Source organism: Jeotgalibacillus proteolyticus (assembly GCF_002926065.1).
Lineage (GTDB): Bacteria > Bacillota > Bacilli > Bacillales > Jeotgalibacillaceae > Jeotgalibacillus > Jeotgalibacillus proteolyticus.
Genome location: NZ_PREZ01000008.1, coordinates 1 through 26,546 on the forward strand (window position 1 = coordinate 1; position 26,546 = coordinate 26,546).

At 42.4% G+C, this 26,546-nt stretch carries 26 protein-coding genes and 1 rRNA gene; 10 read left to right on the forward strand and 17 right to left on the reverse strand.

What is annotated here, in order from left to right; translation table 11 throughout:
- Positions 1-21: 21 nt before the first annotated feature.
- Both C4B60_RS18035 and C4B60_RS18040 read right to left on the reverse strand, forming a co-directional pair.
- Positions 22-1,572: ribosomal RNA gene (locus C4B60_RS18035) — 16S ribosomal RNA — on the reverse strand.
- A 239-nt stretch (positions 1,573-1,811) separates the two neighbouring features.
- Positions 1,812-2,681: a nucleotidyltransferase-like protein gene (locus C4B60_RS18040; RefSeq protein ID WP_104059437.1), complete on the reverse strand. Its 870-nt coding sequence runs from the start codon at positions 2,679-2,681 to the stop codon at positions 1,812-1,814.
- Positions 2,682-2,835: 154 nt separating this feature from the next.
- On the opposite strand from C4B60_RS18040, the gene C4B60_RS18045 reads away from it, so the two are divergent.
- The gene (locus tag C4B60_RS18045; RefSeq protein WP_104059438.1) at positions 2,836-3,207 is read left to right on the forward strand and encodes a YgzB family protein; all 372 of its coding nucleotides are present in this window, start codon (positions 2,836-2,838) and stop codon (positions 3,205-3,207) included.
- Between the two features lie 24 nt (positions 3,208-3,231).
- Here the strand turns inward: C4B60_RS18045 and perR are convergent, their stop codons facing one another.
- The 4 genes from perR to C4B60_RS18065 form a co-directional block, all read right to left on the reverse strand.
- Complete coding sequence (gene perR / locus C4B60_RS18050) at positions 3,232-3,678, reverse strand: peroxide-responsive transcriptional repressor PerR (protein WP_104059439.1); 447 nt, start codon at positions 3,676-3,678, stop codon at positions 3,232-3,234.
- 135 nt (positions 3,679-3,813) lie between these two features.
- On the reverse strand, positions 3,814-5,355 hold the full coding sequence (locus C4B60_RS18055) for an AbgT family transporter (RefSeq protein WP_104059440.1): 1,542 nt from the start codon (positions 5,353-5,355) through the stop codon (positions 3,814-3,816).
- Between the two features lie 186 nt (positions 5,356-5,541).
- On the reverse strand, positions 5,542-6,015 hold the full coding sequence (bcp, locus tag C4B60_RS18060) for a thioredoxin-dependent thiol peroxidase (RefSeq protein ID WP_104059441.1): 474 nt from the start codon (positions 6,013-6,015) through the stop codon (positions 5,542-5,544).
- A gap of 74 nt (positions 6,016-6,089) precedes the next feature.
- Positions 6,090-6,488 (reverse strand): hypothetical protein, encoded by a 399-nt coding sequence (locus C4B60_RS18065; RefSeq protein ID WP_104059442.1) that lies wholly within the window; start codon positions 6,486-6,488, stop codon positions 6,090-6,092.
- Between the two features lie 77 nt (positions 6,489-6,565).
- Between C4B60_RS18065 and C4B60_RS18070 the strand changes: the two genes are divergently transcribed.
- A complete protein-coding gene (locus tag C4B60_RS18070) occupies positions 6,566-7,852 on the forward strand; it encodes a glutamate-1-semialdehyde 2,1-aminomutase (protein ID WP_104059443.1) in 1,287 nt (428 codons plus the stop codon).
- Positions 7,853-8,064: 212 nt separating this feature from the next.
- Positions 8,065-9,150 carry an FUSC family protein gene (locus C4B60_RS18075; RefSeq protein ID WP_104059444.1) on the forward strand — a complete coding sequence of 362 codons (1,086 nt, stop codon included), beginning with the start codon at positions 8,065-8,067 and terminating at the stop codon, positions 9,148-9,150.
- Positions 9,151-9,198: 48 nt separating this feature from the next.
- Here the strand turns inward: C4B60_RS18075 and C4B60_RS18080 are convergent, their stop codons facing one another.
- Positions 9,199-10,944, reverse strand: coding sequence for an ABC transporter ATP-binding protein (locus tag C4B60_RS18080; protein ID WP_104059445.1), 1,746 nt, complete (start codon positions 10,942-10,944; stop codon positions 9,199-9,201).
- A 210-nt stretch (positions 10,945-11,154) separates the two neighbouring features.
- Here C4B60_RS18080 and C4B60_RS21285 point away from each other — a divergent pair, with 210 nt between their 5' ends.
- Complete coding sequence (locus C4B60_RS21285) at positions 11,155-11,430, forward strand: hypothetical protein (protein WP_135122143.1); 276 nt, start codon at positions 11,155-11,157, stop codon at positions 11,428-11,430.
- Between the two features lie 76 nt (positions 11,431-11,506).
- Here the strand turns inward: C4B60_RS21285 and ntdP are convergent, their stop codons facing one another.
- From ntdP to mutY, 5 genes are all read right to left on the reverse strand, one after another.
- Positions 11,507-12,052, reverse strand: a complete 546-nt coding sequence (ntdP, locus tag C4B60_RS18085; protein WP_104059617.1) for a nucleoside tri-diphosphate phosphatase — start codon at positions 12,050-12,052, stop codon at positions 11,507-11,509.
- 169 nt (positions 12,053-12,221) lie between these two features.
- On the reverse strand, positions 12,222-12,458 hold the full coding sequence (locus C4B60_RS18090; RefSeq protein ID WP_104059446.1) for a YgaB family protein: 237 nt from the start codon (positions 12,456-12,458) through the stop codon (positions 12,222-12,224).
- A gap of 150 nt (positions 12,459-12,608) precedes the next feature.
- Positions 12,609-12,794 (reverse strand): gamma-type small acid-soluble spore protein, encoded by a 186-nt coding sequence (locus tag C4B60_RS18095; RefSeq protein ID WP_104059447.1) that lies wholly within the window; start codon positions 12,792-12,794, stop codon positions 12,609-12,611.
- Between the two features lie 59 nt (positions 12,795-12,853).
- Positions 12,854-13,600, reverse strand: a complete 747-nt coding sequence (fabL, locus tag C4B60_RS18100) for an enoyl-[acyl-carrier-protein] reductase FabL (protein WP_104059448.1) — start codon at positions 13,598-13,600, stop codon at positions 12,854-12,856.
- A gap of 52 nt (positions 13,601-13,652) precedes the next feature.
- Positions 13,653-14,747: an A/G-specific adenine glycosylase gene (gene mutY, locus C4B60_RS18105; RefSeq protein WP_104059449.1), complete on the reverse strand. Its 1,095-nt coding sequence runs from the start codon at positions 14,745-14,747 to the stop codon at positions 13,653-13,655.
- 178 nt (positions 14,748-14,925) lie between these two features.
- Here mutY and C4B60_RS18110 point away from each other — a divergent pair, with 178 nt between their 5' ends.
- Positions 14,926-15,909, forward strand: coding sequence for a metal-dependent hydrolase (locus C4B60_RS18110; RefSeq protein ID WP_104059450.1), 984 nt, complete (start codon positions 14,926-14,928; stop codon positions 15,907-15,909).
- A 37-nt stretch (positions 15,910-15,946) separates the two neighbouring features.
- Here the strand turns inward: C4B60_RS18110 and C4B60_RS18115 are convergent, their stop codons facing one another.
- Together C4B60_RS18115 and C4B60_RS18120 are read right to left on the reverse strand one after the other, a co-directional pair.
- Positions 15,947-16,216 carry a YfhJ family protein gene (locus C4B60_RS18115; protein WP_104059451.1) on the reverse strand — a complete coding sequence of 90 codons (270 nt, stop codon included), beginning with the start codon at positions 16,214-16,216 and terminating at the stop codon, positions 15,947-15,949.
- Positions 16,206-16,559, reverse strand: a complete 354-nt coding sequence (locus tag C4B60_RS18120; protein WP_104059452.1) for a YfhH family protein — start codon at positions 16,557-16,559, stop codon at positions 16,206-16,208. Before C4B60_RS18120 ends, C4B60_RS18115 begins: the two co-directional genes overlap by 11 nt.
- Before the next feature lie 116 nt (positions 16,560-16,675).
- Here C4B60_RS18120 and C4B60_RS18125 point away from each other — a divergent pair, with 116 nt between their 5' ends.
- On the forward strand, positions 16,676-17,359 hold the full coding sequence (locus C4B60_RS18125; protein WP_104059453.1) for an SDR family NAD(P)-dependent oxidoreductase: 684 nt from the start codon (positions 16,676-16,678) through the stop codon (positions 17,357-17,359).
- A 10-nt stretch (positions 17,360-17,369) separates the two neighbouring features.
- On the opposite strand, the gene recX is transcribed toward C4B60_RS18125, so the two are convergent.
- Positions 17,370-18,185, reverse strand: a complete 816-nt coding sequence (gene recX / locus C4B60_RS18130; RefSeq protein ID WP_167578699.1) for a recombination regulator RecX — start codon at positions 18,183-18,185, stop codon at positions 17,370-17,372.
- A gap of 96 nt (positions 18,186-18,281) precedes the next feature.
- Between recX and C4B60_RS18135 the strand changes: the two genes are divergently transcribed.
- Together C4B60_RS18135 and C4B60_RS18140 are read left to right on the forward strand one after the other, a co-directional pair.
- A complete protein-coding gene (locus C4B60_RS18135; protein ID WP_104059455.1) occupies positions 18,282-19,187 on the forward strand; it encodes a TIGR01777 family oxidoreductase in 906 nt (301 codons plus the stop codon).
- A 98-nt stretch (positions 19,188-19,285) separates the two neighbouring features.
- Positions 19,286-19,723 (forward strand): SMI1/KNR4 family protein, encoded by a 438-nt coding sequence (locus tag C4B60_RS18140; RefSeq protein WP_104059456.1) that lies wholly within the window; start codon positions 19,286-19,288, stop codon positions 19,721-19,723.
- 214 nt (positions 19,724-19,937) lie between these two features.
- Here the strand turns inward: C4B60_RS18140 and C4B60_RS18145 are convergent, their stop codons facing one another.
- A complete protein-coding gene (locus C4B60_RS18145) occupies positions 19,938-21,329 on the reverse strand; it encodes an aldehyde dehydrogenase (RefSeq protein WP_104059457.1) in 1,392 nt (463 codons plus the stop codon).
- Positions 21,330-21,580: 251 nt separating this feature from the next.
- Here C4B60_RS18145 and cypC point away from each other — a divergent pair, with 251 nt between their 5' ends.
- A complete protein-coding gene (gene cypC / locus C4B60_RS18150; RefSeq protein ID WP_104059458.1) occupies positions 21,581-22,891 on the forward strand; it encodes a CYP152 family fatty-acid peroxygenase CypC in 1,311 nt (436 codons plus the stop codon).
- A gap of 65 nt (positions 22,892-22,956) precedes the next feature.
- On the opposite strand, the gene C4B60_RS18155 is transcribed toward cypC, so the two are convergent.
- Positions 22,957-25,155, reverse strand: a complete 2,199-nt coding sequence (locus C4B60_RS18155; RefSeq protein WP_104059459.1) for an RNA degradosome polyphosphate kinase — start codon at positions 25,153-25,155, stop codon at positions 22,957-22,959.
- 260 nt (positions 25,156-25,415) lie between these two features.
- Here C4B60_RS18155 and C4B60_RS18160 point away from each other — a divergent pair, with 260 nt between their 5' ends.
- On the forward strand, positions 25,416-26,333 hold the full coding sequence (locus tag C4B60_RS18160) for a Ppx/GppA family phosphatase (RefSeq protein WP_104059460.1): 918 nt from the start codon (positions 25,416-25,418) through the stop codon (positions 26,331-26,333).
- The last annotated feature ends 213 nt before the right edge of the window (positions 26,334-26,546 follow it).

A 26,546-nucleotide genomic window follows, 5' to 3' on the forward strand; every position in this document is an offset into this window, starting at 1 on the left:
AGCCATCGGCCATTTCCTTAGAAAGGAGGTGATCCAGCCGCACCTTCCGATACGGCTACCTTGTTACGACTTCACCCCAATCATCTGTCCCACCTTAGGCGGCTGGCTCCATAAAGGTTACCTCACCGACTTCGGGTGTTACAAACTCTCGTGGTGTGACGGGCGGTGTGTACAAGGCCCGGGAACGTATTCACCGCGGCATGCTGATCCGCGATTACTAGCGATTCCAGCTTCATGTAGGCGAGTTGCAGCCTACAATCCGAACTGAGAACGATTTTATGGGATTAGCTCCACCTCGCGGTCTCGCTGCCCTTTGTATCGTCCATTGTAGCACGTGTGTAGCCCAGGTCATAAGGGGCATGATGATTTGACGTCATCCCCACCTTCCTCCGGTTTGTCACCGGCAGTCACCTTAGAGTGCCCAACTGAATGCTGGCAACTAAGATCAAGGGTTGCGCTCGTTGCGGGACTTAACCCAACATCTCACGACACGAGCTGACGACAACCATGCACCACCTGTCACCACTGTCCCCGAAGGGAAAAGTCTATCTCTAGACCGGGCAGTGGGATGTCAAGACCTGGTAAGGTTCTTCGCGTTGCTTCGAATTAAACCACATGCTCCACCGCTTGTGCGGGCCCCCGTCAATTCCTTTGAGTTTCAGCCTTGCGGCCGTACTCCCCAGGCGGAGTGCTTAATGCGTTAGCTGCAGCACTGAGGGGCGGAAACCCCCCAACACTTAGCACTCATCGTTTACGGCGTGGACTACCAGGGTATCTAATCCTGTTTGCTCCCCACGCTTTCGCGCCTCAGTGTCAGTTACAGGCCAGAAAGTCGCCTTCGCCACTGGTGTTCCTCCACATATCTACGCATTTCACCGCTACACGTGGAATTCCACTTTCCTCTCCTGCACTCAAGTTCCCCAGTTTCCAATGACCCTCCCCGGTTGAGCCGGGGGCTTTCACATCAGACTTAAGGAACCACCTGCGCGCGCTTTACGCCCAATAATTCCGGACAACGCTTGCCACCTACGTATTACCGCGGCTGCTGGCACGTAGTTAGCCGTGGCTTTCTGGTTAGGTACCGTCAAGGTACGAGCAGTTACTCTCGTACGTGTTCTTCCCTAACAACAGAGTTTTACGATCCGAAAACCTTCTTCACTCACGCGGCGTTGCTCCGTCAGACTTTCGTCCATTGCGGAAGATTCCCTACTGCTGCCTCCCGTAGGAGTCTGGGCCGTGTCTCAGTCCCAGTGTGGCCGATCACCCTCTCAGGTCGGCTACGCATCGTCGCCTTGGTGAGCCGTTACCTCACCAACTAGCTAATGCGCCGCGGGCTCATCCGTAAGTGATAGCCGAAACCATCTTTCAGCCGGCTCTCAGGAGAGAGCCGGAATTATCCGGTATTAGCCCCGGTTTCCCGGAGTTATCCCAGTCTTACGGGCAGATTGCCCACGTGTTACTCACCCGTCCGCCGCTAATCGTTTGGAGCAAGCTCCAAACGATCCGCTCGACTTGCATGTATTAGGCACGCCGCCAGCGTTCGTCCTGAGCCAGGATCAAACTCTCCGTAAAGTGTTTGAAAAGCTCATTTGTTTCATTTAAATCAAGAATTAACGTTGACGTTTTTGGTTGTTTAGTTTTCAAGGTTCAATTATTCGTTTGCCGCTCTTTTCGTTTGGGCGACTTTCTTATATTAACATAACTTTTAATTATGTGTCAATACTTTTTTTCGCCGCTGCACTTTCACTTCGAAGCTCTCTGCAGCGACGATTAATATCATAACAAGAATATTGATAAAGAGCAATAGTTTTTTAAACTTTTTTCACAGAATAATATCGGTGATAAATCCCTTTACCTTTTGTCTCTATTTCATTCGTGTAAATAACGTTTTTCTCTATTAGGAATTCAATCATAACCGACAAGTCCACAGAGTAAAATTGCAGCTCTTCATGAGATTGAAGTTCCTGAAAGCTCCATGTTTCTTTTTGTCCTATTATTTCTGTCAGATGGCTTGACCCTACCTGGATGCGTGAATGAATTAAAAACTCACTTGCAAGAAAAAGCAGCTCCAGCCTTTTTTCAAGGGTTTCTTCACTGTTAACCAATTCTTCGTAAAGCTTAAAGATCTCCGGCTCAATTTGCTTTACCTGATTCCATACCGTCACCTCAGGATGAAAACCATTTTCGATTACAGCAAGCCTGGCCAGGTGATGTAAAGAATGCACTACATGATTATAGGCATCAAGAAAATGACGCGATGCAAAGAATGCTTTACCGTCCATATACCGCCGGATCAGCTTTGCAAATTCAATCCCCATCTTGATCTTTCTGCCGTAGAAAGGAAAGTCCCTTAGCTCCGTTCTCATGTTATCCACATACTCGTTTCGATCAAAAATAATTCTTCCTGTTAACAGCCATTCCGTAATTTTACGGTTGCTCCCAAGCAGGAGCCAGTCTTTAATCTGGGCTTCCGTTACGATGTGCATAGCAGCTTTATTGCCTTGATATGTATAGTGTTTTATAAAAACCGGAAGCTCCGCCTGCTTAACGATGATGAGCAAAACAGTATCAAACGTATCTGTAAGAGGGCTTTTACGGTCTTTTTTTTCTACAATCAGAATGCCAAGTGTATTAGGCTGGCTTGCTCTTTCCTGATAGATCGGGCGTAAAATGTCTTCCATAATAGAGTGAACTCCTTCTCAATTTAATCTGCGTTTTTATAACATTCGACAAAGAATGTCATTTACCTTCTCAGATTTCGTAATTAATCCGTCACCATTTCTTTCTTTTACTGCTAAATTTCTATGATATAGTAAAAGCTCAGGGGGGACAATAATGGCTAAAACATATTCAAATAAAATTAATAAAATCAGATCTTTTGCGCTTGCTCTTATATTTATAGGGTTTGTCATCATGTATGGAGGAATCTTCTTTAGGGAGAGTCCGGTTATCATGTTGATTTTCATTGCACTTGGCATGATTGCCCTGCTCTTTAGCATGGTGGTGTATTTCTGGATCGGTATGCTTTCTACTAAAGCAGTCGTAGTTAACTGTCCAAATTGTGAAAAGCCAACAAAAATTCTCGGACGCGTTGATATGTGCATGCATTGCCGGGAGCCTCTGACCCTTGACCCTGATCTTGAAGGTGAAGAGTTCAATGAGGATTACAACAAGAAAAAGAAAATTTCTGCAGTTAAGTCTGATTAATTTTCTCCAAATAAAAAGAAGCCCTTAATGGGCTTCTTTTTTTTCTGAGCAGTCCTGACAGGAACCGTAGACTTCCATCCGGTGATTATTCACTTTAAAGCCTGTCACGTGGGAAGCAAGATGCTCTACCTCATCCAGTCCAGGATAGTGAAAATCGACAATCTTGCCGCAGTCCTGGCAAATCGCATGGTAATGATCAGTCGTCACAAAATCAAAGCGACTAGAAGAATCTCCATAGGTTAGTTCCTTCACCAGACCAACTTCTCTAAAAACACGCAAGTTGTTATATACTGTGGCCACACTCATATTAGGAAATTTCCCTTCAAGCGCTTTATAAATATCATCAGCTGTCGGGTGTGACATTGATCCTACCAGAAATTCTAAAATCGCATGACGTTGTGGAGTGATACGCACTCCAGTCCCTTTAAGTGAATCTAATGCGTCTCGCAGCTGCATTTCTGACACTGTCATGCACCTCTTTCTATAAAAAGTCTTTCTTTATAATCTTTATAAATAGTGTACTCGCCTTGGAATCATTTTGTCAAATAGTTGAATAATTCATGCTTAAATAAAAACTCCTGCCACTGATAGGCAGGAGTAGAGTCGTTATCTTGAATAAAACACATTCGCCCCAGGACCAAGGTCGATTCCTGTGTACATAAAGATAAGCAGCATGATCGTCCATACGATTGAAAAAACAATAGAGTATGGAATCATGGTAGAAATTAATGTACCAATACCAACTTTTTTATCATACTTCTGCGCAAAAGCTATAACGATGGCGAAGTATGGCATTAAAGGTGAAATAATATTTGTAGTGGAATCAGCGATTCGGTACAGCACTTGTGTGAGTTCCGGAGCATATCCCAGCTCCATCATAATAGGAACAAATACAGGAGCCATAAATGCCCACTTTGCTGATGAACTGCCAATGAATATATTAATCACACCTACCACAAACATAAAGCCAAGCACCAGCAGCATACCTTCAAGACCGGCATTACCTAGCCAGCCCGCTGCATTATAAGCAAAGATTTGTCCCAGATTGCTCGTATTAAAATACGCAACAAATTGCCCGGCAGCAAATGCCAAAACAATATACATCCCCATTGTCGCCATGGTATCAGACATTTGATTGGCAACATCTTTGTCGTTTCTTATTGTTTTCGTTACCAGGCCGTATACAAAGCCCGGGATTAAAAAGAAGATGAACAAGATCGGAACAAGGGTCTGGAAGAACGGCGCTGATAAAATTTCATCATTTGGGAGTCCCGCACGTAAAGGTCCCCAGCTTGGAACAACAAGCAGAGAAATAAGACCGCTTGTTACAATAATTGAAAGCAATGCCATCCAAAGACCTTTTTTCTCTGCAGGAGTAACTTCCTTCATGTTTTCTCCTTCAGCGTCACTTCCCTCCCCTTTATACGTTCCAAGACGAGGCTCTACAATTTTTTCGGTTACAAGGGTTCCTACAATGGTAAGAACAATAACAGAAGCAATCATAAAGTAGTAATTCATCAGGATATTCATACCTTCTGCATAAGAAGCATCATAAGTAGAAGCGGCTTCAATCGTTAATGCACCGAGCAATGGATCAAGTGAAGTTACCAGCAAGTTGGCACTAAAGCCGGCTGATACCCCTGCAAATGCTGCTGCAAGACCAGCAAGAGGGTGACGGCCGAGACCAGCGAATAATACAGCTCCAAGCGGGGTTAATACAACATAACCTGCATCAGCAGCCATGGAAGACATAATGCCTCCAAACACTAAAGCAGCTGTTAACAGCTGTTTAGGCACAGATGTTACCAGCGCTTTAAGCGCAGCCGAGATTAATCCTGAGCGCTCAGCGATCCCGATGCCAAGCATCGTAACAAGTACGGTTCCGAGCGGCGCGAACCCTGTAAAGTTTGTTACAGCGGATTCAAACATGTATAAAATACCTTCAGAGCTGAGAAGGTTAAATACACCAATCGTTTCTCCTTCAGCATTTTCAACAGACCAGCCTAACGCTGAACCTAAAGCTGAAGCCAGTACAACCATGGCAGCAAATAGGAAAAACAGCGTGACCGGGTGAGGAAGCTTGTTTCCAACGCGCTCGATTCCATCAAGTCCTTTGGAAAAAACTCCTCGCTTTTTTGTAGTGTCCATAAAATCCTCCTAAACTAAGATAATAGTAAATTTTCTAACAATTCTTTTACCCAGAGGTAGTGCAAGTATAATGATTTACTGATCTGAAAAAAAGGGGTTTTAAAAAATCCGAAATTTAGACAATTTTCGCATGATTAAAAAAATAAATGTATGCAGGTGATGAGCTGCATACATTTTATTTTCTGTTTAAGTTAAATGGTCCTGGATAAATTTGAGCGTTTCCTCTACGTGCCCTTTTACACGGACACCTCTCCACTCCTTGGCGATCCGTCCCTCTTTATCAATGGCAAAGGTTGATCTTTCGATTCCCATATACTCTTTGCCGAAGGTGTTTTTAAGCTTCCAAACGCCATATCTCTCTGCTGCTGCATGATTTTCATCTACCAGCAGTTCAAATGGCAGGTCATGCTTGTCAATAAATTTCACATGCTTTTCCTTCGGATCGGGACTAACGCCCAAAATAACCGCATCTACTCCTTCAAATGAAGAATGGTGATCGCGAAAATCGCAGGCTTGAGTTGTACAGCCCGGCGTCATATCTTTAGGATAAAAATACAAAACAACGTTCTTCTTTCCTTTGTAATCACTCAATGACACCTTTTCACCCGACTGAGTTTCAAGAGTGAACTCCGGTGCCTGATCTCCTGGATTAAATCCCATAAAAACGCCTCCGTAACTGAAGTTATGATAATAGCTTACTTAATTAAAAAGACAATATCAACGATAAACCTTCATTATTCAGAAGGCGGACGGTTGAAGATTAACGTCCAGACAACCGTTACAGGTAAAGCATGCCCTAAATAGCTTGCCATTAATGACACCCAGCGCCCCAACCCTAAAGGGATTATTTCCCCATTTCCAATAGAGAAAAGCATCATCCCGCTAAGATAAATAGAAGTGGAAAACAATGACCAGAAGGAATGATTTGTTGTGTCAATTTCCATTACCTCTACTCCCTCAAGTGTCATGACGGTATAAACGGTAGCAAACCCTGTTAATAAAACGCCGTATGTAACGGTTAAAAGAAGAAAATTCTTAAAAGAGAAGACTTGTCCCTCCCAGGAGGTGGTTAGAAGTCTTTTAATCCCATACCCTGTCATAATTACGATGCATACCAGCACCAGCCATCCCATAAGCCAGTCCTCCTTATTTGCGCATTAAAGTACATCATATTACAATACCTATGATGCCATGACTTGGAGGAGACATAATGAATTTTTCTAAATCTGAACAGCTACATACAGAAGCTCTTGAACATATTGTAGGCGGTGTAAATAGCCCATCCCGCTCATTTAAAGCCGTTGGGGGAGGCTCCCCTGTTGCAATGGAGCGGGCAAAGGGAGCATATTTTTGGGACGTGGACGGCAATCAGTATATTGATTACCTTGCTGCATACGGTCCCATCATCACCGGCCATGCCCACCCTCATATTACAAAAGCCATTCAGCACGCTGCTGAAACTGGAATATTATACGGGACACCTACTAAGCACGAAGTTACATTTGCAAAAATGCTTAAAGAGGCGATGCCTGCAATGGAAAAGGTACGGTTTACCAACTCAGGAACAGAAGCCGTTATGACAACCATCCGTGTTGCCCGGGCGTTTACCGGCAGAGATAAAATTATTAAATTTGCCGGCTGCTACCACGGTCACTCTGATCTGGTACTTGTTGCAGCAGGCTCCGGTCCGGCTACACTCGGCACACCTGATTCGGCAGGAGTAACGAAAAACATTGCAAGCGAGGTTATCACTGTTCCATTTAATGAAATTGAGCCATTTAAAGAGGCGCTAGCTAAATGGGGAGATGAAATTGCCGGGGTGCTTGTGGAGCCGATCGTAGGTAATTTCGGAATCGTTGAGCCCGTTCCTGGCTTCCTTGAAGAAATCAATAAGCATGCTCACGACGCCGGCGCTCTTGTTATTTACGATGAGGTTATTACTGCCTTCCGCTTTATGTATGGCGGAGCTCAGGACTTACTGAATGTTAAGCCTGACCTTACTGCAATGGGTAAAATCATTGGCGGCGGCCTGCCGATTGGCGCTTATGGCGGCCGCGTTGATATTATGGAGAAGATTGCGCCGCTTGGACCAGCTTACCAGGCCGGAACAATGGCCGGTAATCCAGCCTCCATCCAGGCAGGAATCGCCTGCTTAGAGGTTCTCAAAGAAGAAGGCGTTTATGACGAAATGGACCGCCTAGGTGAAATTCTTGAAAGAGGGATATTGGAAGCTGCCGCTAAACATGGCGTGACCATTACCATTAACCGCTTAAAAGGTGCTCTTACCATTTATTTTACAGATCAAAAGGTAGTTAACTATGATCAGGCTGAAGCCACCGACGGAGAAATCTTCGCAAAATTCTTTAAGCTGATGCTTGAGCAGGGAATTAATTTAGCTCCATCAAAATATGAGGCCTGGTTCCTGACAACCGCTCATACAGAGGATGATATAACAAAAACACTGGAAGCTGTCGATCACGCATTCAAGCAGCTATAAACCAGTTTCAAAGGGACAAAACCAATTAACTTGGTTTTGTCCCTTTTTTATTTGTTTATATTTTCAGGATATTTAAGACAGGAAGATTTCTTCTTCATTTCCCTTGCAGTCCCTATCCAACCAATGTATATTACTACTGTTGCCTAATTATTTTACCTATTAAAGGCAATGAATAACGTACTTAAAACGTCAAGAAAGGAAACCTTTTATTTATGAAACTCGGAGCCCGAGTTCTTAAAACAGGAATTGCCATTGTTTTAGCCTTGTATTTAGCTGAATTCCTGCAGCTCCCATCACCCATTTTTGCAGGTATTGCCGCTGCATTTGTGGTGCAGCCAACCATTTACCGGTCCTTTGTTTCTATTTTGGAGCATATTCAGGCAAATATAATTGGTGCTGTCGTAGCTGTGTTATTCGTATTAATATTTGGAAATCATGTAGTGGTTATTGGATTTGCTGCTGTCATTACGATAACGATCATACTAAAGCTTAAAATTGAATCGACCATTGGCTTAGCTCTTGTTACATTAATCGCCATTATGGAGGTTCAACAGGTAGAATTTGTCACTTTTGCTTTATTGCGTTTTACAACCATCATGCTTGGAGTCTTGTCCTCATTTGTTGTTAATCTGATTTTTCTTCCTCCAAAGTATGAAACGAAGCTTTATTACAAGATCTCCACTACTACCGATGATTTGGTTAAGTGGGTTCGCCTGAGCACACGTCATGCTACTGAGCATCAGCTGCTGAAAAAAGATATTGAGAAATTTAAAGAACGTCTAATTAAAATAGACCAAATCTATTTAATGTATAAAGAAGAGCGTGGATACCTGAAGCGTAACTCTGTTTCAAAAACAAGAAAGCTTGTTGTCTACCGCCAAATGATTTCAACTGCAAGAAGAAACTTTGAAATTTTAAAAAGACTTCACCGTTTTGAAAATGAACTTAATCATGTTCCTGAATCGCTCCAGCTCCTAATTCAGGAACAGCTTGACTGCTTAATGAGCTACCATGAGCAGCTGCTTTTACGGTTTGTCCGGAAAGTGAAAGCTACGAATGAGGACGAACAGCTGAATCATACATGCTTAAATCATAAAGAAGTCACAGACATCTTTATGAAGGAGGTAAATAAAGCGCGTGATGAAGAGGAAAACAATGCTTATCACCTGCTTCATGTACTCTCTGCAATGCTTGAATATGAAGAACATCTCAATCATCTAGATACATTAATTGCAAGCCTTCAGTCCTATCATAAAGAAGACAATGACATGTTTTTGCCAGACAGAGATTTTGATTAATGGATTAAAAAGAGCCTCCAGGGTTTATCCCCGGAGGCTCTTTTCATGTTAATCATCAAGCTGCTGAACCTGGAAAAGATTATAATAAAGACCCTTTTCCTTCATAAGCTGCTGATGGGATCCGCTTTCTGCAATATTACCGTGATCGATTACGACAATACGGTCTGCATGAGTAATCGTTGAAAGGCGGTGCGCGACAATAAAGGTCGTTCTCTCTTTTGCAAGGAGCTCGATTGATTCCTGAATTAAATGCTCGCTTTCAAGATCAAGAGCAGAAGTGGCTTCGTCTAGTATCAAGATAGGAGGATTTTTCAAGAAGACACGCGCAATGGCGACCCTCTGCTTTTGTCCGCCAGACAGCTTAACGCCTCTTTCCCCTACTTTTGTATCATAGCCCTCAGGAAGCTCCATGATAAAGTCATGTGCATTCGCTGCTTTTGCTGCAGCGATTGCCGCTTCATCAGAAGCCTCAGGATCACCCATTTTAATATTCATCATGACGGATTCACTAAATAAAATATTATCCTGCAGCACCATACCAATCTGGTTTCTTAAACTTCTCACTTTAAAGTCCCGCAGGTCTGTTCCATCCAGTGTAATTCTGCCTTTTGTCACATCATAAAATCTTGGAATTAAACTAACAATTGTTGATTTCCCACCGCCGCTCATCCCGACAAATGCAATCGTTTCTCCCTCTTTCACATGCAGATGGACATCATCGAGCACATTGGCTTCTTCTTCATCATACGAAAAAGAAACATGGTCAAAGACAATTTCTCCTCTAACGTTTTGCACATCCTTAGCTCCCGGCTTATCGTCTACATCGTACTTTTCATCCACCAGCTCAAACACCCGGTCCATGGAGGCGATTGACTGAGTTAGCGTGGTGGAGCTGTTAACAAGTCTTCTTAATGGATTGTAAAGCCGCTCGACATAAGCAATGAATGCAACCATGATCCCGAGGGAAAGATCATTTTCAATCACCCGGTACCCGGCATATCCAATAACCATAAGCGGCGCTATATCTGTGATCGTATTAACTACAGCAAAGGCTTTCGCATTCCATTTTGTCTGGTCAATGGCTTTTGTAAGGAAATTTCCGTTTTTCCCGTCAAATTGATTTTGTTCATGATCTTCAATAGCAAAGCTCTTAATCACACTCATCCCCTGAACCCGCTCATGCAAATAGCCCTGCACTTCTGCAAGCGCCTGAGAGCGATTTCGGGTAAGCATACGGAGACGGCCGAAGAAATAGCTCACAGAAAAAGCATATAATGGAAATACCGCGATCGCAACAAGGGTTAATTTAACATCATAAGTAAGCATAATAGCAATAGCGATTAGAATTGTTGCAACGTCCAGCCATAAATTCATAAGACCTGTCATAACAAAATTTTTCGTTTGTTCCACGTCATTAATCACCCGGGAAATGACTTCACCCGCTCTTGTATTCGCATAATACTTAAAGCTCAGCTTCTGCATATGCGAAAACAGCTGGTCACGTATGTCAAATAGAATTTTATTGCTCGTCCACTGGGCAAAATACTGGCGATAATACTCTACAGGCGGCCTGACGATCACAAAAAGAACCACCGCAATGCCTATTAACCAAAAAAGCTGGGACATCTGTTCAGCAGCACTCATATCACCGCCTATAATGTCATCAATTACATATTGAATTAACACCGGGATCAAAAGAGGAATAGCAAACTTAACAATCCCAATAAGCAGCGTCCAAATAATCTGCCACTTATACGGCTTAACAAACGACATATAACGCTTAATACTATCCAAAACCAATCAACTTCTTTCTATTTATTAAAAGCGGAAGCAGGCGTTTAGGGGCGACAAGCATAAGGCAGCCCGCACAGATAGGCGCTTTTTGCCTATTGGGCGGGATGACTTATGACTCGAGCCCCTGCCTGCTGCAGCTGGATACCATTAAAAGCGGAAGCAGGCGTTTAGGGGCGACAAGTTTAAGGCGCGCTGGCATAATGGCGCTTTTTGCCATTAAGTCAGCGTGACCTTAAAACCTCGAGCCCCTGCCCGCTGCAGCTGGATACCATTAAAAGCGGAAGCAGGCGTTTAGGGGCGACAAGCATAAGGCAGCCCGCACAGATAGGCGCTTTTTGCCTATTGGGCGGGATGACTTATGACTCGAGCCCCTGCCTGCTGCAGCTGGATACCATTAAAAGCGGAAGCAGGCGTTTAGGGGTGACAAGCATAAGACGCGGTGGCCAAGTGGATGCTCTTTATCCACTGAGGCAGCGTGGCTTATGACCTCGCGAGGCTATTTCTCTACCCCGTCCTGAACATGAAAAAACCTGTTGAAACACCAACAGGGAAAAAGAATAGACTATTCTTTTTGACGATATCGCTTCTGAAATAAATAACGGCTGTACCACACATCGATAAAGTCAGGGGCAAACGGACCTCTTCTCTGCTTGATCCACCGGATTAATTTGTCTACATTACGCTTCAGGATCTGATCGATTACATTCGGGTACCCCATCTGCCTTCGATGCTCTTCGTACTCATCCTCATCAAGAAGGGTATAAGACATATCAGGATATACTTTAATATCTAAATCATAATCGATGTATTTTAGTGCCTGCTCATCATAAACAAATGGTGAGCTCAAATTACAATAATAATAAACGCCATCTTCTCTTAGCATACAAATAATATTGAACCAGTGCTCAGCATGAAAATAACAAATAGCCGGCTCTCTCGTCAGCCAGGTTCTTCCGTCTGATTCAGTGACGATTGTTCGATCATTTCCGCCAATAACGATATTTCTTGTTCCTTTAAGAACAGTCGTTTCCTGCCAGACCCGATGAATCAAGCCATCATGCTTATAACTATGTATTTGTATACTCTGCCCTTCAACTGGTAGCGTCATTGACAATCGCCTGCCTTTATCATGCTTGATTAGACTTTTTTCATCAAATTTCATGTTCCGTTCCTGTGTGTATTTTACCATTATACCCTTTTATACGAAAAAGAGCCACCAAGAGACATGGCGGCTCAATCAATCGGCTATTGACATATATACCCTGCTTTACGAATGTTCATGCGTGAAAGGCTGCGATTACATCGGTCATCTGCTGATCAAACTGTTCCTGGACCGATTTTAAGCGCTCCTGTAGTTCTTCCAGCTGAAGAGCCAGCTGTTCTGCAGATTCTGATATTGCCAGTGTTTGCATGAGACTCTGCATTTTCTTCTTTTTCTCTACCTCAGCATGCAGCCAGAGCAATTCCTCAGCAATCTCCATCTGATCAAGCACTCGTCTTTTAAATCCATTCATGATGGAATCCCTCCTCACCTCTAATAAATTCCCCCTTTACCTAAAATGTCCTTTAAGTTTATTTGTCACATTCTATGTACTTTTAGCGAATTCAAAATTTCCTTTTTACATATTGAAAAAGCCGCCCCAAAAAGGAGCGGCTTTAAAAAATTAACGGTTTTGCTGGTTGTTTTTAGAAGCGTTGTTTTTGTTAGCTTCTGATTGTTGATTTTGACGCTTTACTTCGTTTACATCTGTTTCTTGAGCAAATTCATTAGCATACTGGTTTCCAGCTTGAGCATTTTGGTTTTTAACTTTTTGCACGTTAGTGCCAGAAGTTGTTTTATTGTTTTTCATTAGGGTCTCACCTCCACGCTAGTTAATGTAACCAGAGTGGAGAAAGTTTATTCACTTTTTTACACAAGCAAAGAACGGCCGCCATCTACAATAATGGTTTGTCCTCGTATCATCGAAGAGTCCTCTGAAACAAGGAATAACACGGTTTTAACCAGGTCTTCAATTTCAACCATTCTTCCAGCAGGCGTCTTGCTTCTCGCATCCTCAAGCAGCTCCTCGCGATTTGGAAAATGAGTCAAAGCATCGGTATCGATTGCTCCTCCAGATACAGCATTGACTGCAATATTTTTAGGAGAAAGCTCTACAGCCAGATAGCGGGTTAACGCTTCTAATGCCGCTTTTGAAACGCCTACAGTTGTGTAGTTGTCCAAATAGCGGATGGAGCCAAGCGAGGAAATGCTGACAATCTTTCCTCCCTCTTCAGGCATAAGCTTTGTGGCTTCCTGCGCACAGAAAAGGAGCGCTTTACTGTTAATATTCATCGTCCAGTTCCAGTGGGATTCTTCAAGCTCCATTGCAGGGCGCAAAACGCCTGATGCGGCATTATTAATAAAAACATCAAGCCGTCCAAACTGTTCGTTGATTTCCTGGAACATTTTTTTGATTTTCTCTACATCGCCAACATTCGCTCTGACGACGATGGCTTTTTGCCCCATCTTCTCAATCTCTGCTGCTGTATCAAGTGCAGCCTGCTTGCTTCTTGCGTAATTAACGACGATATCATATCCTTTTGAAGCTAATGCCAGCGCAATCGCTTTTCCTACACCTCTGCTGCTTCCTGTTACTAATGCTACTTTATTTGTCATGTTAGTCTCTCCTGTCTAAATAGAATCTCCACTTTATATTGGACGATTGAAATTATGTAGAAAGATAATGATTCCATATCTTTCTGTGGGACACCGGCAGTGCTACTCTTTCAATTGCTTCACGGTTCATCCAGGCGGCTCTATCGCCAATACTTGTTTGATCTTTTGTTTTTGCTTTAAAAATAACCATCTTCCAGGTTAGATGGGAAAACACGTGATCCTGTACCAATACAGGCTCGGCATCAACGACCGCCTCTACATTAAAATCCGTCTTTAAAAACTCCTGGATCTGAACGGCTGACTCCTGTTCCTGCTGTTTTTCGAAGCTTGGAAATTCCCACAGGTTAGCTAAAAGTCCCTGCGCTGGACGCTGATTCATCAGCCAATCACCATCTTGATTTTGTACCATTACAGTTAGAAGATCAATCACTTTTGTTGATTTCTTTTTAGTCTTTACAGGGAGATCGCGCTGAATTCCTTCTGAAAAAGCTAAGCAATGCTCCTGAACCGGACATAATAAACAAGAAGGAGACGTCGGTGTACAAATTAAAGCGCCTAATTCCATCATAGCCTGGTTAAAATAAGAAGGATTCTCTTTATTAATAAGATGACGCACTGCTTCTTCAAATATTTTTCTCGACGATGGTTTGGCTATATCATCCCAAAGAGAAAGTATTCTTGACAGAACACGCATAACATTTCCATCGACAGCAGGCTCCGGAATGTCATAGGCGATACTTAAAATAGCGCCCGCTGTATAGGGACCAACGCCTTTTAAAGCAGAAATTTCTTTTGGATCCTTAGGCACCTGACCTCCGTATTGTTCATGGACCTCTCTTACTGCACTCTGAAGATTGCGTGCACGTGAATAATAGCCCAGTCCTTCCCACGCCTTTAACACTTTTTCTTCAGGGGCAAAGGCGAGCGCTTCAATGGTAGGAAACTGTTCCATAAAACGATTATAGTATGGGATAACCGTATCGACTCTCGTCTGTTGGAGCATGATTTCAGACACCCATACTCTGTATGGGTCCTGGTTTTTTCTCCAGGGCAAATCGCGCATTTCTTTTTCAAACCATTGAATTAAATCTTTTTGAAATTCTTTTTCATTCATTTTTTCCAGCTGATTCTGAAGAGTTTCCTGCATCTTTATACCTCCATGATGTTACTACTTGCTGTAGATTGGGAATAAGTAAGAAGAGCTTTGTTTACGATGAATAGTAACAGACGGTTTAGGGTTGAAATATAAAAGATTACTGATCATACTAAATAAAAGCAAATGACAGTTACTAATGAAATAAGTCGGATTAGAAGGAGGGTTCCATTTGGACACAGGAACGCATATTGTTATGGGTTTTGCAATAGGCGGTCTGGCAGCGATCGACCCTGTGGTGGCAAATGACCCCGTCACCGCTCAAAGTGTTTTAATTGCAGCCGTTATCGGATCACAGGCACCTGACGCAGATACCGTTTTAAAGCTTAGAAATAACGCCGTTTATATACGCCATCATAGAGGGATCACCCATTCCATCCCCGCAGTTATGCTTTGGCCAATCTTAATTACCGCCGCTTTGTTTCCTTTTTACCCTGAAGCAAATGTGCTTCATCTTTGGCTTTGGACCTTTTTAGCTGTTTTCCTGCACGTATTTGTTGATATTTTCAACTCTTATGGCACCCAGGCACTGAGGCCATTTTCAAGGAAATGGGTCGCGCTTGGGGTAATTAATACGTTTGATCCAATCATCTTCGGCATTCATGTAATCGGACTATTGATTTGGGCATTCGGCGCTGATCCGGTCCCTACATTTTTAAGTATGTATGCCATTATTGTGGTTTACTACGTTGTTCGCTTTTTGCTCCAGCAGGCGGTTCGCCATTCAATTAAAAATACAATTCCGCAGGCGGACAGTGTTATTATCGCACCTACCATGCGTTTTTACCAATGGCGGATTGCTGCACAAACAAAAGAGCATTTTTATGTAGGGAGAGCTTACGGAAGATCAATTACCATTTATGATAAGTTCAAACGGATTTCTATACCGGATGATGAGATATTCAAAAAGGCCAAGAAAGATAAAAATGTCTCAGCTTTCTTATCCTTCTCGCCTATTTACAGATGGGAGCTTACAGAAACGGATGATCAGTATGAGGTGCGCTTTATTGACCTCCGCTACCGAAGCAACGATCACTATCCGTTTGTAGCCGTCGTACAAATGGACCAAGACCTGAATACGATCAGCTCCTATACAGGCTGGATCTTCAGTGAGGAAAAACTGAAGAAAAAACTGGATATAATTCCAAACGAATAATTAAAAAAGCTGGAGATCCTAAATAGGTCTCCAGTTTTTAATGCTTCGTATCCTCTTCATCGCTTAAAAGTCCTGCATATTTAGGATTCATCGCAGCCACTTCATGAAGTCTTTCTCCGTAGTTTTGAACCCACTGCCGCACAACACGCTCTGTTAGTTCCTTACCTTTATAATCATGTCCAGCCTTGGCATAAGTAGCTTCAAAATCCTCCCAAAGCAGCTCGACAAGCGTTAATGCTTTTTGATAAGGCAGTGACGAATTTTTTTCCTGAAGCAATTTTGCGAGCTGTTCTTTTTCATTGTTCACTTAAATCCCCGCCCTTTGTATCGTTTTCAAGCATGGCAATCGGCAATGCTTCGAGCTGTTTTTCCCCTTTTAGACGGTAGCCCCATGCAAAAACTCCGTTAATATAATCAATTTTAAAATAGCTTCCCGGAGTGGTTGTAATTCCATATATATTTCCAGGTTTGTATTGCTTTGGGTCGAGCAGATAGCTTTGAGCCATTACAGCCTTACGTTCCAAAACAGCAAACTCATTCACGTAGCCGAGCTGTTCTGCTTTACGGGCTTTTTCCTTAAGTGCAGCAATTTCCTGGTTTAACTCATGCCTTGACATCGTACTGTATCTATTTTCTGTTGACACGATCATCACCTCATCATTATTATACGAAATTCCCTTTAAAACGTCTTATAGAAGTCTTAGTTGACATTCCCTCTTTTACCTTTAACAATGGAAAAGATGAATCTAGATAAGGAGGATATTCGATGGATTTACCAATTGCTCTTATTACAGGCGCCGGCACGGGCCTTGGAAAAGAACTGGCACTGGAGCTCAGTAAAACTTATCATGTTGTTTTAGTAGGAAGAAGACAGAAGCCGATTATTCAGCTTGCAGAGCAGATTAACCATAGCGGCAGCGCTACAGAACTTCCATTTGATGTAACCGATGAAGAACAGATCAGGTCAGCAGTAAAAAAGCTTAAGGAGCTTTCCCTTTGGCCAGTCGATCTCGTTGTTAATAACGCCGGCGTTGGCCACTTTGGATCAGTTGACGCCATGGAGCCAAAGGAATGGCAGGATATGTTTCAGGTTAACACCTTCGCTCCCATGCTTCTGACAAGAGCCTTCGTGCCTGAAATGAAAAAAAGAAAAAGAGGAATCTTCCTCAATATTCTTTCAACTGCAGCGCTTCGCGGTAAGGTCAATGAATCAGGCTACGCTGCAAGCAAATTTGCATTAAAGGGTTTTTCAGAAAGCCTTTCCTTGGAGCTCGAGCCGGACGGCATTAGAGTCATCCGGGCTTATATGGGCGGGATGAATACTCCTTTTTGGGAGCAGTCCGACCATGTAAAGGACCCCACCCGCTTCCGGACTCCAAAGGAAGTTGCGCAAATCATTATTGAAAAAATGAAAACTGAAGACGAAATTGTCATTGAATCAAAAAAATAAAGGCTGCCGGCTATTCCTGCCGGCTTTCCTCTGTTTTTATATGCTCAATTGCCTGATCGATTTCTTCCATTGCAAAGCCTTTTCTAAAAAGCGTCTGCTTCATTCGCTGAATGTATTCATAGTCCTCATACTTTCTGGAAAGCTTTGAGTGAGCTTTTTTTGCCTGAGAGTAGATGGCTGCCCATTTTTCATCAACATCCCGCTCGATATGGAGCTCAGATAACACAGCATTCACGACAGGACCTTCATATCCTTTTCGCGACAAGGTATCCTGACCCTTCTTTTTAATCTGGAGCTTTGATTGCTTCGTATTCTTTTTAATAACCTTTTCCATCACCTGCTGAGCCCGTTCAAGCCATTCCTCTTCGCTTACAGCCTCCAGCGTTTCTTCAATGATAGATGGTGAAATGCCTTTTTCTCTCAGGGCATTGGAGAGATGTCTCGGACCCTTGTCTGAGGTTCTAAGCTGGGTATTAACAAATGCTTTAGCGAATTCGCTGTCGTTTACATAGCCATACTTACGAAGCTTATGCAGCACTTCTTCGATTGAAGCGTCCCCCATCTCCTGCTCTTTTAGATAAACTTGAATTTCATGCTCCGACCGCATTCTGTAGCTTAAATAAACGAGTGCTTTATTGAACCCTTTACGGATTTCATCATCGTATTCAATTTCACCTATATCAAAGTCTGTCAGTTCTTTATTTTTTCCAAGCTGATAGCGGGCTAAGACTTCTTCATCCACGCTAAAAGCGTATTTTCCGTCTAAAAAAATATTATAGCGTTCCTTATTCTTTTGCTGCTGGGTAATTTTTGTTATGATCGGCACATTTAACACCTCTTTCTCCACTCTAACACATTCGTTGCAGGTTTTATCCTATCAAAAGAGGAAATAGTAAGGATAACAAATGTGGAGGGATGTCATATGAACGTTCTTTTAAGCGGCGGAACAGGCTTTCTTGGACAGGCTGTCACCAATTTACTGACGGAAAATAATCACCATGTCTATATTTTAACAAGAAATCCGGACAAGTATAAGAATAAGCCTCTTGTCTCATATATTGAATGGCTTACCGATTCAGCTGCCCCGGAATCGGACCTGCCGGACTTGGATGCAGTAATAAATCTTGCGGGCGAATCTATTAATAACGGCCGCTGGAATGACACACAAAAAAAGAAAATTTATGATAGCCGGATGGAAGCAACTGAGGAGATTCTTCGCATCATCCGTTCGCTCGATTCCACGCCTTCTGTTCTGGTGAATGCCAGTGCAGTCGGCTATTACCCTCCTTCAGAGACGAAAATTTATACAGAACAATCAAGTGAGCGCGGCGAAGGATTTCTTGCGCAAACGTGCGTGGATTGGGAAAAGAAAGCACTTCTTGCCCAGGATGAGGGGGTACGGGTTACCTGTGCACGCTTTGGCATTATTTTAGGCAAGAAAGATGGAGCGCTGCCGAGCATGGCGCTGCCTTATAAGCTGATGGCCGGCGGAACGGTCGCTAGCGGCAGGCAATGGCTTTCCTGGATTCACCATAAGGATGCAGCAAAAGCGATCCTTTTTGCCATTGAAGAAGATTCGCTCGAAGGTCCATTTAACGTAACAGCACCTAACCCAATGAGGATGAAGGAGTTTGGCCAGACACTGGGGAAGGTGTTAAACCGCCCACACTGGATTCCTGCTCCGGGATTTGCCTTAAAGCTGGCGCTTGGTGATAAAAGCGCCCTCGTACTGGAGGGGCAGAAGGTGCTGCCAAAGGTGCTTCAGGAAAAAGGATTTGAGTTTGAGTACCCGGCACTTCATGATGCTTTGTATGCGATTTATTCTTAAGATAAACAGAGCATGGTGAACTATATACCATAGTAAGAATGAATTACCGCTTAGATATCGAAATTTTCTTCTTATACTAATCGGGTGGTGTTATCGGCATGAACGATGTAAAAGACCTGCTTCATTCAAGGGAACCAGGAGTAGATGAATCAGCTATTAAAGAAGCTGAAGAAAAGTTAGGTGCAGCATTCCCTGAACAATACAAAGAGCTTTTTAAGTTGTGTAATCATCCAGAGATCGGTGAGTGGACGCTTTATCCTATTAAAGACCGTGGCAATCTCAAGAAGACGTGGGATGATATTGTCCGGCAAAATACAGAAGTCAGATACGACTATATGGCTGAAGACCTGATTGCAATCGGCGACGATGGTACGGGAGATCAATTATGCTTTAAAGTAACCAACGGAGTAATGGGTAATACCATTTATCTTTGGTACCATGAAGATGCTGAGCTGGAGGAATATGCAACCAATCTGAAAGAATTTATTATTTTGATTTCTGAAGAAGATGATGATGAGGATTATGAGGAAGAATGATCTTTAATAAAAAAAGTGTGGGATACAATAATTTTAGAAACGTGAGGTGAACGGAGCGGAAGGTGGCGACTCCTGCGGGAAGTAGCGGGAGCTTGAGATCCACTTGCTGAAAGCAAGTTAGCTCAAGCCCCGCCCCGCGGAAAGCGTCCGCCTGAAGCGCAGTGAACCGGATAGAGGATGAGACACAGATTAGTCTCATCCTCTTTTATATGGACTATTTCAAGACTTTTTTAATCGTATTTACACTTGTTTTATAAGGAGGAAAGGCAAGTTTAAACTCTCCTTTTGTGCTTTTCTTCATCATGCTTTTCCGGTGTGAAAAAAGCTCAAAGCTGTGCTTTCCATGATAAGCATTAACGCCTGAATGCCCCACTCCCCCAAACGGAAGCTGGTCGTTTGCCACATGGCTTATCGTGTCATTTACACAGCCGCCTCCAAAGGACAGACGATCAAGCACCTTTTCCTCAGTTGCTTTATTTTCCGTAAAAACATAAAGCGCCAAAGGCTTCGGATGAGATTGAATCATAGCAATAGCTTCATCGAGATCATGGTAGGTCAGAATTGGCAGAATCGGACCGAAAATTTCATCCTGCATGGCTTCATTGCTCCACGAAATATTATCAAGAAGCGTCGGAGCGATAAACCGATCCTCGCGATCTCTTTCTCCCCCTGCCACAATATGTGCTTCGTCTTTTTCAAGAATTCCCGCTAACCGATCAAAATGCTTTTCATTTACGATCCGGCCAAACTGATCATTGTTTTGAATACTGTCGCCGTAAAATGACTTGATGGTCGTTTTCAGATGCTCAACAAGTTCATTTTTTACTGACTCATGGACAACCAGGTAATCAGGTGCAATACATGTTTGACCTGCGTTCATCAGTTTGCCCCATAAAATCCGCTGAGCCGCTTTTTTCAGATCAGCCGTTTCATCAACGATTGTAGGGCTTTTCCCGCCGAGCTCAAGCGTATGAGGAACGAGATTTTTTGATGCTGCTTCCATGACAATTTTTCCTACCGGGACACTGCCGGTAAAAAATAAGTAATCAAAAGGTGCATGAATTAAAAGAGAGGTTTCTTCCTTCTCCCCTTCAATCACCTTAATATAAGCAGGATCGTAGTTTTTTGAAATGATCTGGTTAATAACAGAAGCAACATTCGGCGTGCTTTCAGAAGGCTTTATAACAGAACAGTTTCCTGCTGCCATTGAACCAATCAAGGGTTCCATGACCAGCTGAAAGGGATAATTAAAAGGACCGATAATGAGAACACTGCCATAAGGTTCTTTGATAATAAAGCTTTTTGAAGGCATTTGAAAAAGAGGTGTTTTCACTTTTTCTGTTTTCGCCCACTGCTTTACATTTTGAATCATGCTCTGAATGCTTTTTAACACGATCCCGATCTCTGAAACATACGCTTCAAAGGGATTTTTACCAAGATCCTTTTTAAGGGCTGAGAGAATCTCATCCTCATGATCCTTTATAAGCTCCTTCAGCTTGCGAAGCTGCTTTATACGAAAATCAATATTTTTCGTTATTCCGCTATGAAAAAATTCCTTTTGATGCGAGATCACGTCTTTTACGTCTTGTTCTGTTTGAATGGACAATGGTGATCCTCCTTTTACCGGCTCTCCTCTTGTAGCTAAGAAAAGAGTATTAGGTTTTTCTATCCTTCATCTTAGCATTTTTAAACAAAAGATACTGTTCTAAAGGCTCCCTGACAGGCATTCCTAATTCAGGCTGTAAAAGTCTGATACGTTTAGGCAGAGCAGTCATGGGTAGTGATAACTAGAGAGGCTTTTATGACAGATAAAGGCTTCGAAGGTAAATCTTTACTACATAAGAAGGAGCTGAAGCAATGAAGGTAAAAACCCCCATCCCCCGCGCAAAAGGTATTGACAATTCTCTCTCACTAATAAAAGAAGGATTTCACTTTCTTCCTAACCAGCGAAAAGAGGTAGAATCAGATATTTTCAAAACCCGCATCCTTGGTCAAAAGGCAATCTGTATGTGCGGCGAAGAAGCTGCTGAGGTGTTTTATGACCCGGATAAATTCAAACGAAAGGGTGCGCTTCCTAAGCCGTTAAAGATGTCACTTTTTGGTGATGGCAGTTTGCATGCACTTGATGGAGAAGACCACAGAAACAGAAAACGTATGTTTTTGTCCATGTTTACACCAGAGCGTGTCGAGGACCTTAAGAAAATTGCACTTGAGCATTTGGCAGCAAAAGTAGATGTTTGGGAGAAATCAGATCAGGTTATTTTCTTTGGAGAAATGCAGGAAATTTTGACAAGAGCCGGCTGTGAGTGGGCCGGGTTTCCGCTTGAAGAAGAGGAGGTCCACCAAAGAACGGAAGAAATTGTTGCAATGATTGACTCGTTTGGGGGCTCACTTTCACGCTTTCGCGATGGAAAAAAAGCAAGAGACAGCCATGAGGAATGGCTTGAAGGCATCATTAAAGCTGTACGCAAAGGAAAAATGAATCCTCCTGCTTATACGGCTGCTTATATTGTCGCTCATCACCGCGAAAATAATGGCAAACGGCTTGATGTGAGAACGGCAGCCATTGAACTTAGCAATGCGTTTCGCCCGCTTATTGCAACGGCCTATTTCCTCACCTTTGGCGCAGCTGCCATGCATGAGCATCCTGAAACAGCTCATAAGCTTATGGAAAACAAAGATCACTATAGTCATATGTTTTCACAGGAAGTGCGCCGTTATTACCCATTTGTGCCCGCAATGGCAGCGAAGGTTAAAGAAGATTTCGTCTGGCAAGACCATAAATTTAAGAAGAATACACTTGTTATTCTCGACATTTTTGGAACGAATCGTCACCCTGACCTTTGGAGTGATGCTGATTCCTTTATCCCTGAAAGGTTTAGGGACTGGAAAGGCAGTCCGTTTTCTTTTATTCCACAAGGAGGCGGCGATCACCATATCGGCCACCGCTGTGCCGGCGAATGGCTGACCGTCTATGTGATGCGGTCATTCTTTCAATTCCTTGCACAAAACATAACCTATGATGTGCCTGAACAGGATCTTTCCTACAGCCTGGAGCGCATGCCGACATTTCCGGTCAGCGGACTTGTCATCACAAACGTACGCAAACAGGCTGATTTTAATGAAAAATTAAACGAACTTGATAAGAGCTATACCGCAATAAGATAAGAAATCTGGACCGGTCCCAGTTTTTAAGGTACCGGTCCAGATGTTTTTGAAGGCAGACATTCCTACTAGTTTTTGATTCTACTGAACAATCTTCTGATATAGGAGCGTCCATATTTTTGAGACGCTGAAGCTTCTTCTCCGGCATTCTCTTGAAATCCTGCAACGTGATCACAAAGATATTGCTGGCTGTTGACTTCCTCTTCCCCTTCATTTCTTTTTACATAATGATAGTCACCATTAGGATCCTGCTCTCTCGCCTTCACATTGTCCTTTAGCATTATTTTTAAGTTTTCATGAACTCTTTTCTTATGATGATTTTTTAAAAGCGGAAACAAGATTTCCACCCGGTTTTCCATATTCCTTGTCATTAAATCTGCAGAGGATAGATAGACCTTTTCTTTTCCATTATGGTGAAAGCAATAGATACGGGTATGTTCCAGGAAGGTTCCCACAATGCTTCGAACAGTAATATTTTCACTAACCCCTTCAATTCCCGGTCTTAAGCAGCAAATTCCTCTTATGATCAAATCAACCTTAATACCGGCGATCGAAGCTTCGAATAGCTTTTTAATGATTACTTTATCCGTTAAAGAATTCATTTTCAAAATGATCCTTCCATTGCCATTCTGCTTTTGAAAATGAATTTCCTGATCAATAAGTTCAATAAACTTGTCCCGTATTCCATAAGGCGAAACAGAAAGATGATGATAGGATGGCTTATCCATATAGCCGCTTAAGTAATTAAAAAAGTTCGTCGCATCAATGCCAATTTTGTTATCAGCTGTAAAAAGTCCCATATCCGTATAGATTTTTGCTGTCGCATCATTATAGTTGCCTGTTCCTAAATGCACATATCTTTGAATCTTTCTTTTTTCACGCCGGACGACAAGCGTTATTTTACTATGTGTTTTTAAGTAATTCATCCCATAGGTTACATGACAGCCTGCTCTTTCAAGCTCTCGCGCCCACTGCACATTGTTTTCTTCATCAAAACGGGCCTTCAGTTCAACAAGAACGGTGACCTGCTTGCCATTTTCAGCAGCTTTTTTCAGACTTTCAATGATTGGAGAATCGCCGCTTACACGGTATAACGTTTGCTTTATTGCGAGAACTGATTGATCTGCAGCTGCCTTTGAAATAAATTCAATAATAGGCTCAAATGATTCATAGGGATGATGAAGCAGAATATCTTTCTTTTTAATCTTTTCAAAAATATCTCCCTCCCCTTCCATTTCGGCTGCAGGCTTAGGAATGTTTTTTACAGCAGCTAAATGCTCATGCGTTGATTGAACCGTCTGGCAAAAAGAAAACAGAAAGGTCAAATCTAGCGGCGCCTGCACCGCGTAAACATCGCTATTCTGTATTTCAAGCTCTTCTTTCAAGTAGTTAACCACCCGTTCATCACTGAATTGCTGCTGGATTTCCAGTCTGACAGCCGCCCCCCTTTTACGATTTTTCAATTCCTCTTCAATTTCATGCAATAGATCGTCTGCTTCATCCTCATGAATCGTTAAGTCAGCATTACGTGTGATGCGGAATGGCGTAACTGATTTAACCTCGTAGCCAAATAGCAGTTTATCAATAAACCGTGAAATCACTTCCTCTAAAAGAACGAATTCCCGCTTTGCTCCTTCAGACGGCAATTCCACGAAACGGTCAATCACAGAAGGAACCTGTACAAGAACCAAATGTCCTTCAAAAGGGAAGTGCCTCTTCTTTTCTTTTTTCTTTTCCTCAATCACCACACCCAAATTAAGAGATTTATTTGAGATCATGGGAAAAGGTCGATAGGTATCCACCGCCATTGGGGTTAATACAGGAAACACCTGCTCTTCAAAAAAAGTTTCTAAATAAGCAAGTTCCTTAGGGGAAACCTCTTGGATGGATTTAAATGTAACGTTTTCTTTAGCCAGCATGGGAGTTAAATAATGCAAAAAGACTTTATCCTGCTGCTTAATAAGAGGATGGGTCAGATCTGCTATCGCTGTGAGCTGCTCTTTTGGGGTCAATCCCGCTTTATTTTCGGGTTTTGTGAAAGATGCCTTCACTTGATCCAGCAGGCCGGCAACACGCACCATAAAAAATTCATCCAGGTTAGAGCTGAAAATGGACAGGAACTTAAACCGATCCAATAAAGCATTTTGTTCATCCATCGCTTCTTCCAGCACTCTGTAATTGAAGCTAAGCCAGCTTAGCTCCCGATTATTGTAAAGAGAAGGATCATCTAAATTAACAGATAAAGTCTTTTTTTCCTCTGTCGGCACGGCTGCAACATCCCCCTTTTTCTATTCATCAATTCAAAATTACCCTTTAATTGTAAAGAAATGATGATAGTTACATTAAATTTATTTGAAGTTTTCAAAATCGGAAATTCAATAAATAATATAGGGTTAATGCTTCGAAATTCCCTCCCTATGTTATATCCTATTTAGAAGCGGTGAATACTAGTTTACTTAACAGGTGATTACCCATTGGATTAAACTTGATACGGTCACAATGACTATGAAGGAAGGGGTTTTGTAAAATGAAAGAGAAAACTGCAGCTCTTATTGATTTAGGATCCAATTCAATCCGGTTAGCTATTTATAAAATCGATTCAAATGGACAATTTGAAGAAATTAACAAAGATAAAACGGCTGCCAGATTAATCGGCTATTTGGATTCAAAAGGTAATTTATCCTCTGAAGGAATTGACCTGATTATTACGACATTAAAGAGGTTCCAGACGGTTATTAAAACGTATGAGAAGCCTGAAGTGATCGGGTTTGCGACGGCTGTCATCAGAGAAGCTGCCAATCGTTCTGAGGTACTGGACCTGATTAAAAAGAAAACATCTTTTACTATAGAGCTTTTGAGTGAATATGAAGAAGCCTATTATGGCTATCTTGGTGTGATTGATTCACTGTCGATTGATCATGGCGTAACCATTGATATTGGTGGAGGAAGCACGGAAATCACTCTGTTTGAAAATAGAAAACTGAAGGAAGTTCACAGCTTTCCTTTTGGTGCTGTTTCTCTTAATACGAAATTCACTTTTATGGATCCCTTTTCAAGCAAGCAATTAAAGGAGCTGCACTTATACCTTCTCTCCCAATTTAATCAGCTTCAATGGCTTTTAGATGTGCGCTGCCCTGTAATTGCGATCGGCGGTACCGCTCGAAATCTTGGAAGAGTTTATCAGGCGAAGCACAATACGCATGAATGTAAGATGGGCCATGCGGAAATTGAAGGGATTCTAAAAGACATTTCTTCTTTACCGATACAGGACCGGGGAAAAATCAAAGGACTTTCGAAGAAACGAAAGGATATTATCATTCCGGGAATTCAGGTGTTCTTGACACTGATGGAGTCAGTCCAGGCTACCTACTTTGAATTTAGTGAGCGGTCGGTTAGGGATGGGATTGTAATTGAGAAAGTTTTAGGTGTGAAAAATGATTCTTAAAAATCAGCGGAACGATCTTCTGTAGACCATTTAGTAGGATAACTTGCCCGTCTTCTTTTAAATAGCAAGACGGGTACTTTCAATATAGATAGTCTTCAAATCTCATTTTCATTCCCTCCACTTAAATCATTATCCACTATCTATTCTTTTATCTATCCCTTTTTCCCTTTTAAAAGGCAAACAATATATTAAAAAAAAGACAACCACCCAAAA

Coding starts and splice junctions, on each gene's coding strand:
- perR (WP_104059439.1), bottom strand. CDS start 3,678: ATGACAGTGTCAGAAATGCAGCTGCGAGACGCATTAGATTCACTTAAA.
- mutY (WP_104059449.1), bottom strand. CDS start 14,747: ATGCAGGAAACTCTTCAGAATCAGCTGGAAAAAATGAATGAAAAAGAA.
- C4B60_RS18090 (WP_104059446.1), bottom strand. CDS start 12,458: ATGAATGGATTTAAAAGACGAGTGCTTGATCAGATGGAGATTGCTGAG.
- C4B60_RS18040 (WP_104059437.1), bottom strand. CDS start 2,681: ATGGAAGACATTTTACGCCCGATCTATCAGGAAAGAGCAAGCCAGCCT.
- C4B60_RS18160 (WP_104059460.1), top strand. CDS start 25,416: ATGAAAGAGAAAACTGCAGCTCTTATTGATTTAGGATCCAATTCAATC.
- C4B60_RS18065 (WP_104059442.1), bottom strand. CDS start 6,488: ATGGGATGGCTGGTGCTGGTATGCATCGTAATTATGACAGGGTATGGG.
- C4B60_RS18095 (WP_104059447.1), bottom strand. CDS start 12,794: ATGAAAAACAATAAAACAACTTCTGGCACTAACGTGCAAAAAGTTAAA.
- fabL (WP_104059448.1), bottom strand. CDS start 13,600: ATGACAAATAAAGTAGCATTAGTAACAGGAAGCAGCAGAGGTGTAGGA.
- C4B60_RS18055 (WP_104059440.1), bottom strand. CDS start 5,355: ATGGACACTACAAAAAAGCGAGGAGTTTTTTCCAAAGGACTTGATGGA.
- C4B60_RS18125 (WP_104059453.1), top strand. CDS start 16,676: ATGGATTTACCAATTGCTCTTATTACAGGCGCCGGCACGGGCCTTGGA.
- bcp (WP_104059441.1), bottom strand. CDS start 6,015: ATGGGATTTAATCCAGGAGATCAGGCACCGGAGTTCACTCTTGAAACT.
- C4B60_RS18120 (WP_104059452.1), bottom strand. CDS start 16,559: ATGATCGTGTCAACAGAAAATAGATACAGTACGATGTCAAGGCATGAG.
- C4B60_RS18140 (WP_104059456.1), top strand. CDS start 19,286: ATGAACGATGTAAAAGACCTGCTTCATTCAAGGGAACCAGGAGTAGAT.
- C4B60_RS18075 (WP_104059444.1), top strand. CDS start 8,065: ATGAAACTCGGAGCCCGAGTTCTTAAAACAGGAATTGCCATTGTTTTA.
- C4B60_RS18070 (WP_104059443.1), top strand. CDS start 6,566: ATGAATTTTTCTAAATCTGAACAGCTACATACAGAAGCTCTTGAACAT.
- ntdP (WP_104059617.1), bottom strand. CDS start 12,052: ATGACGCTACCAGTTGAAGGGCAGAGTATACAAATACATAGTTATAAG.
- C4B60_RS18135 (WP_104059455.1), top strand. CDS start 18,282: ATGAACGTTCTTTTAAGCGGCGGAACAGGCTTTCTTGGACAGGCTGTC.
- cypC (WP_104059458.1), top strand. CDS start 21,581: ATGAAGGTAAAAACCCCCATCCCCCGCGCAAAAGGTATTGACAATTCT.
- C4B60_RS18045 (WP_104059438.1), top strand. CDS start 2,836: ATGGCTAAAACATATTCAAATAAAATTAATAAAATCAGATCTTTTGCG.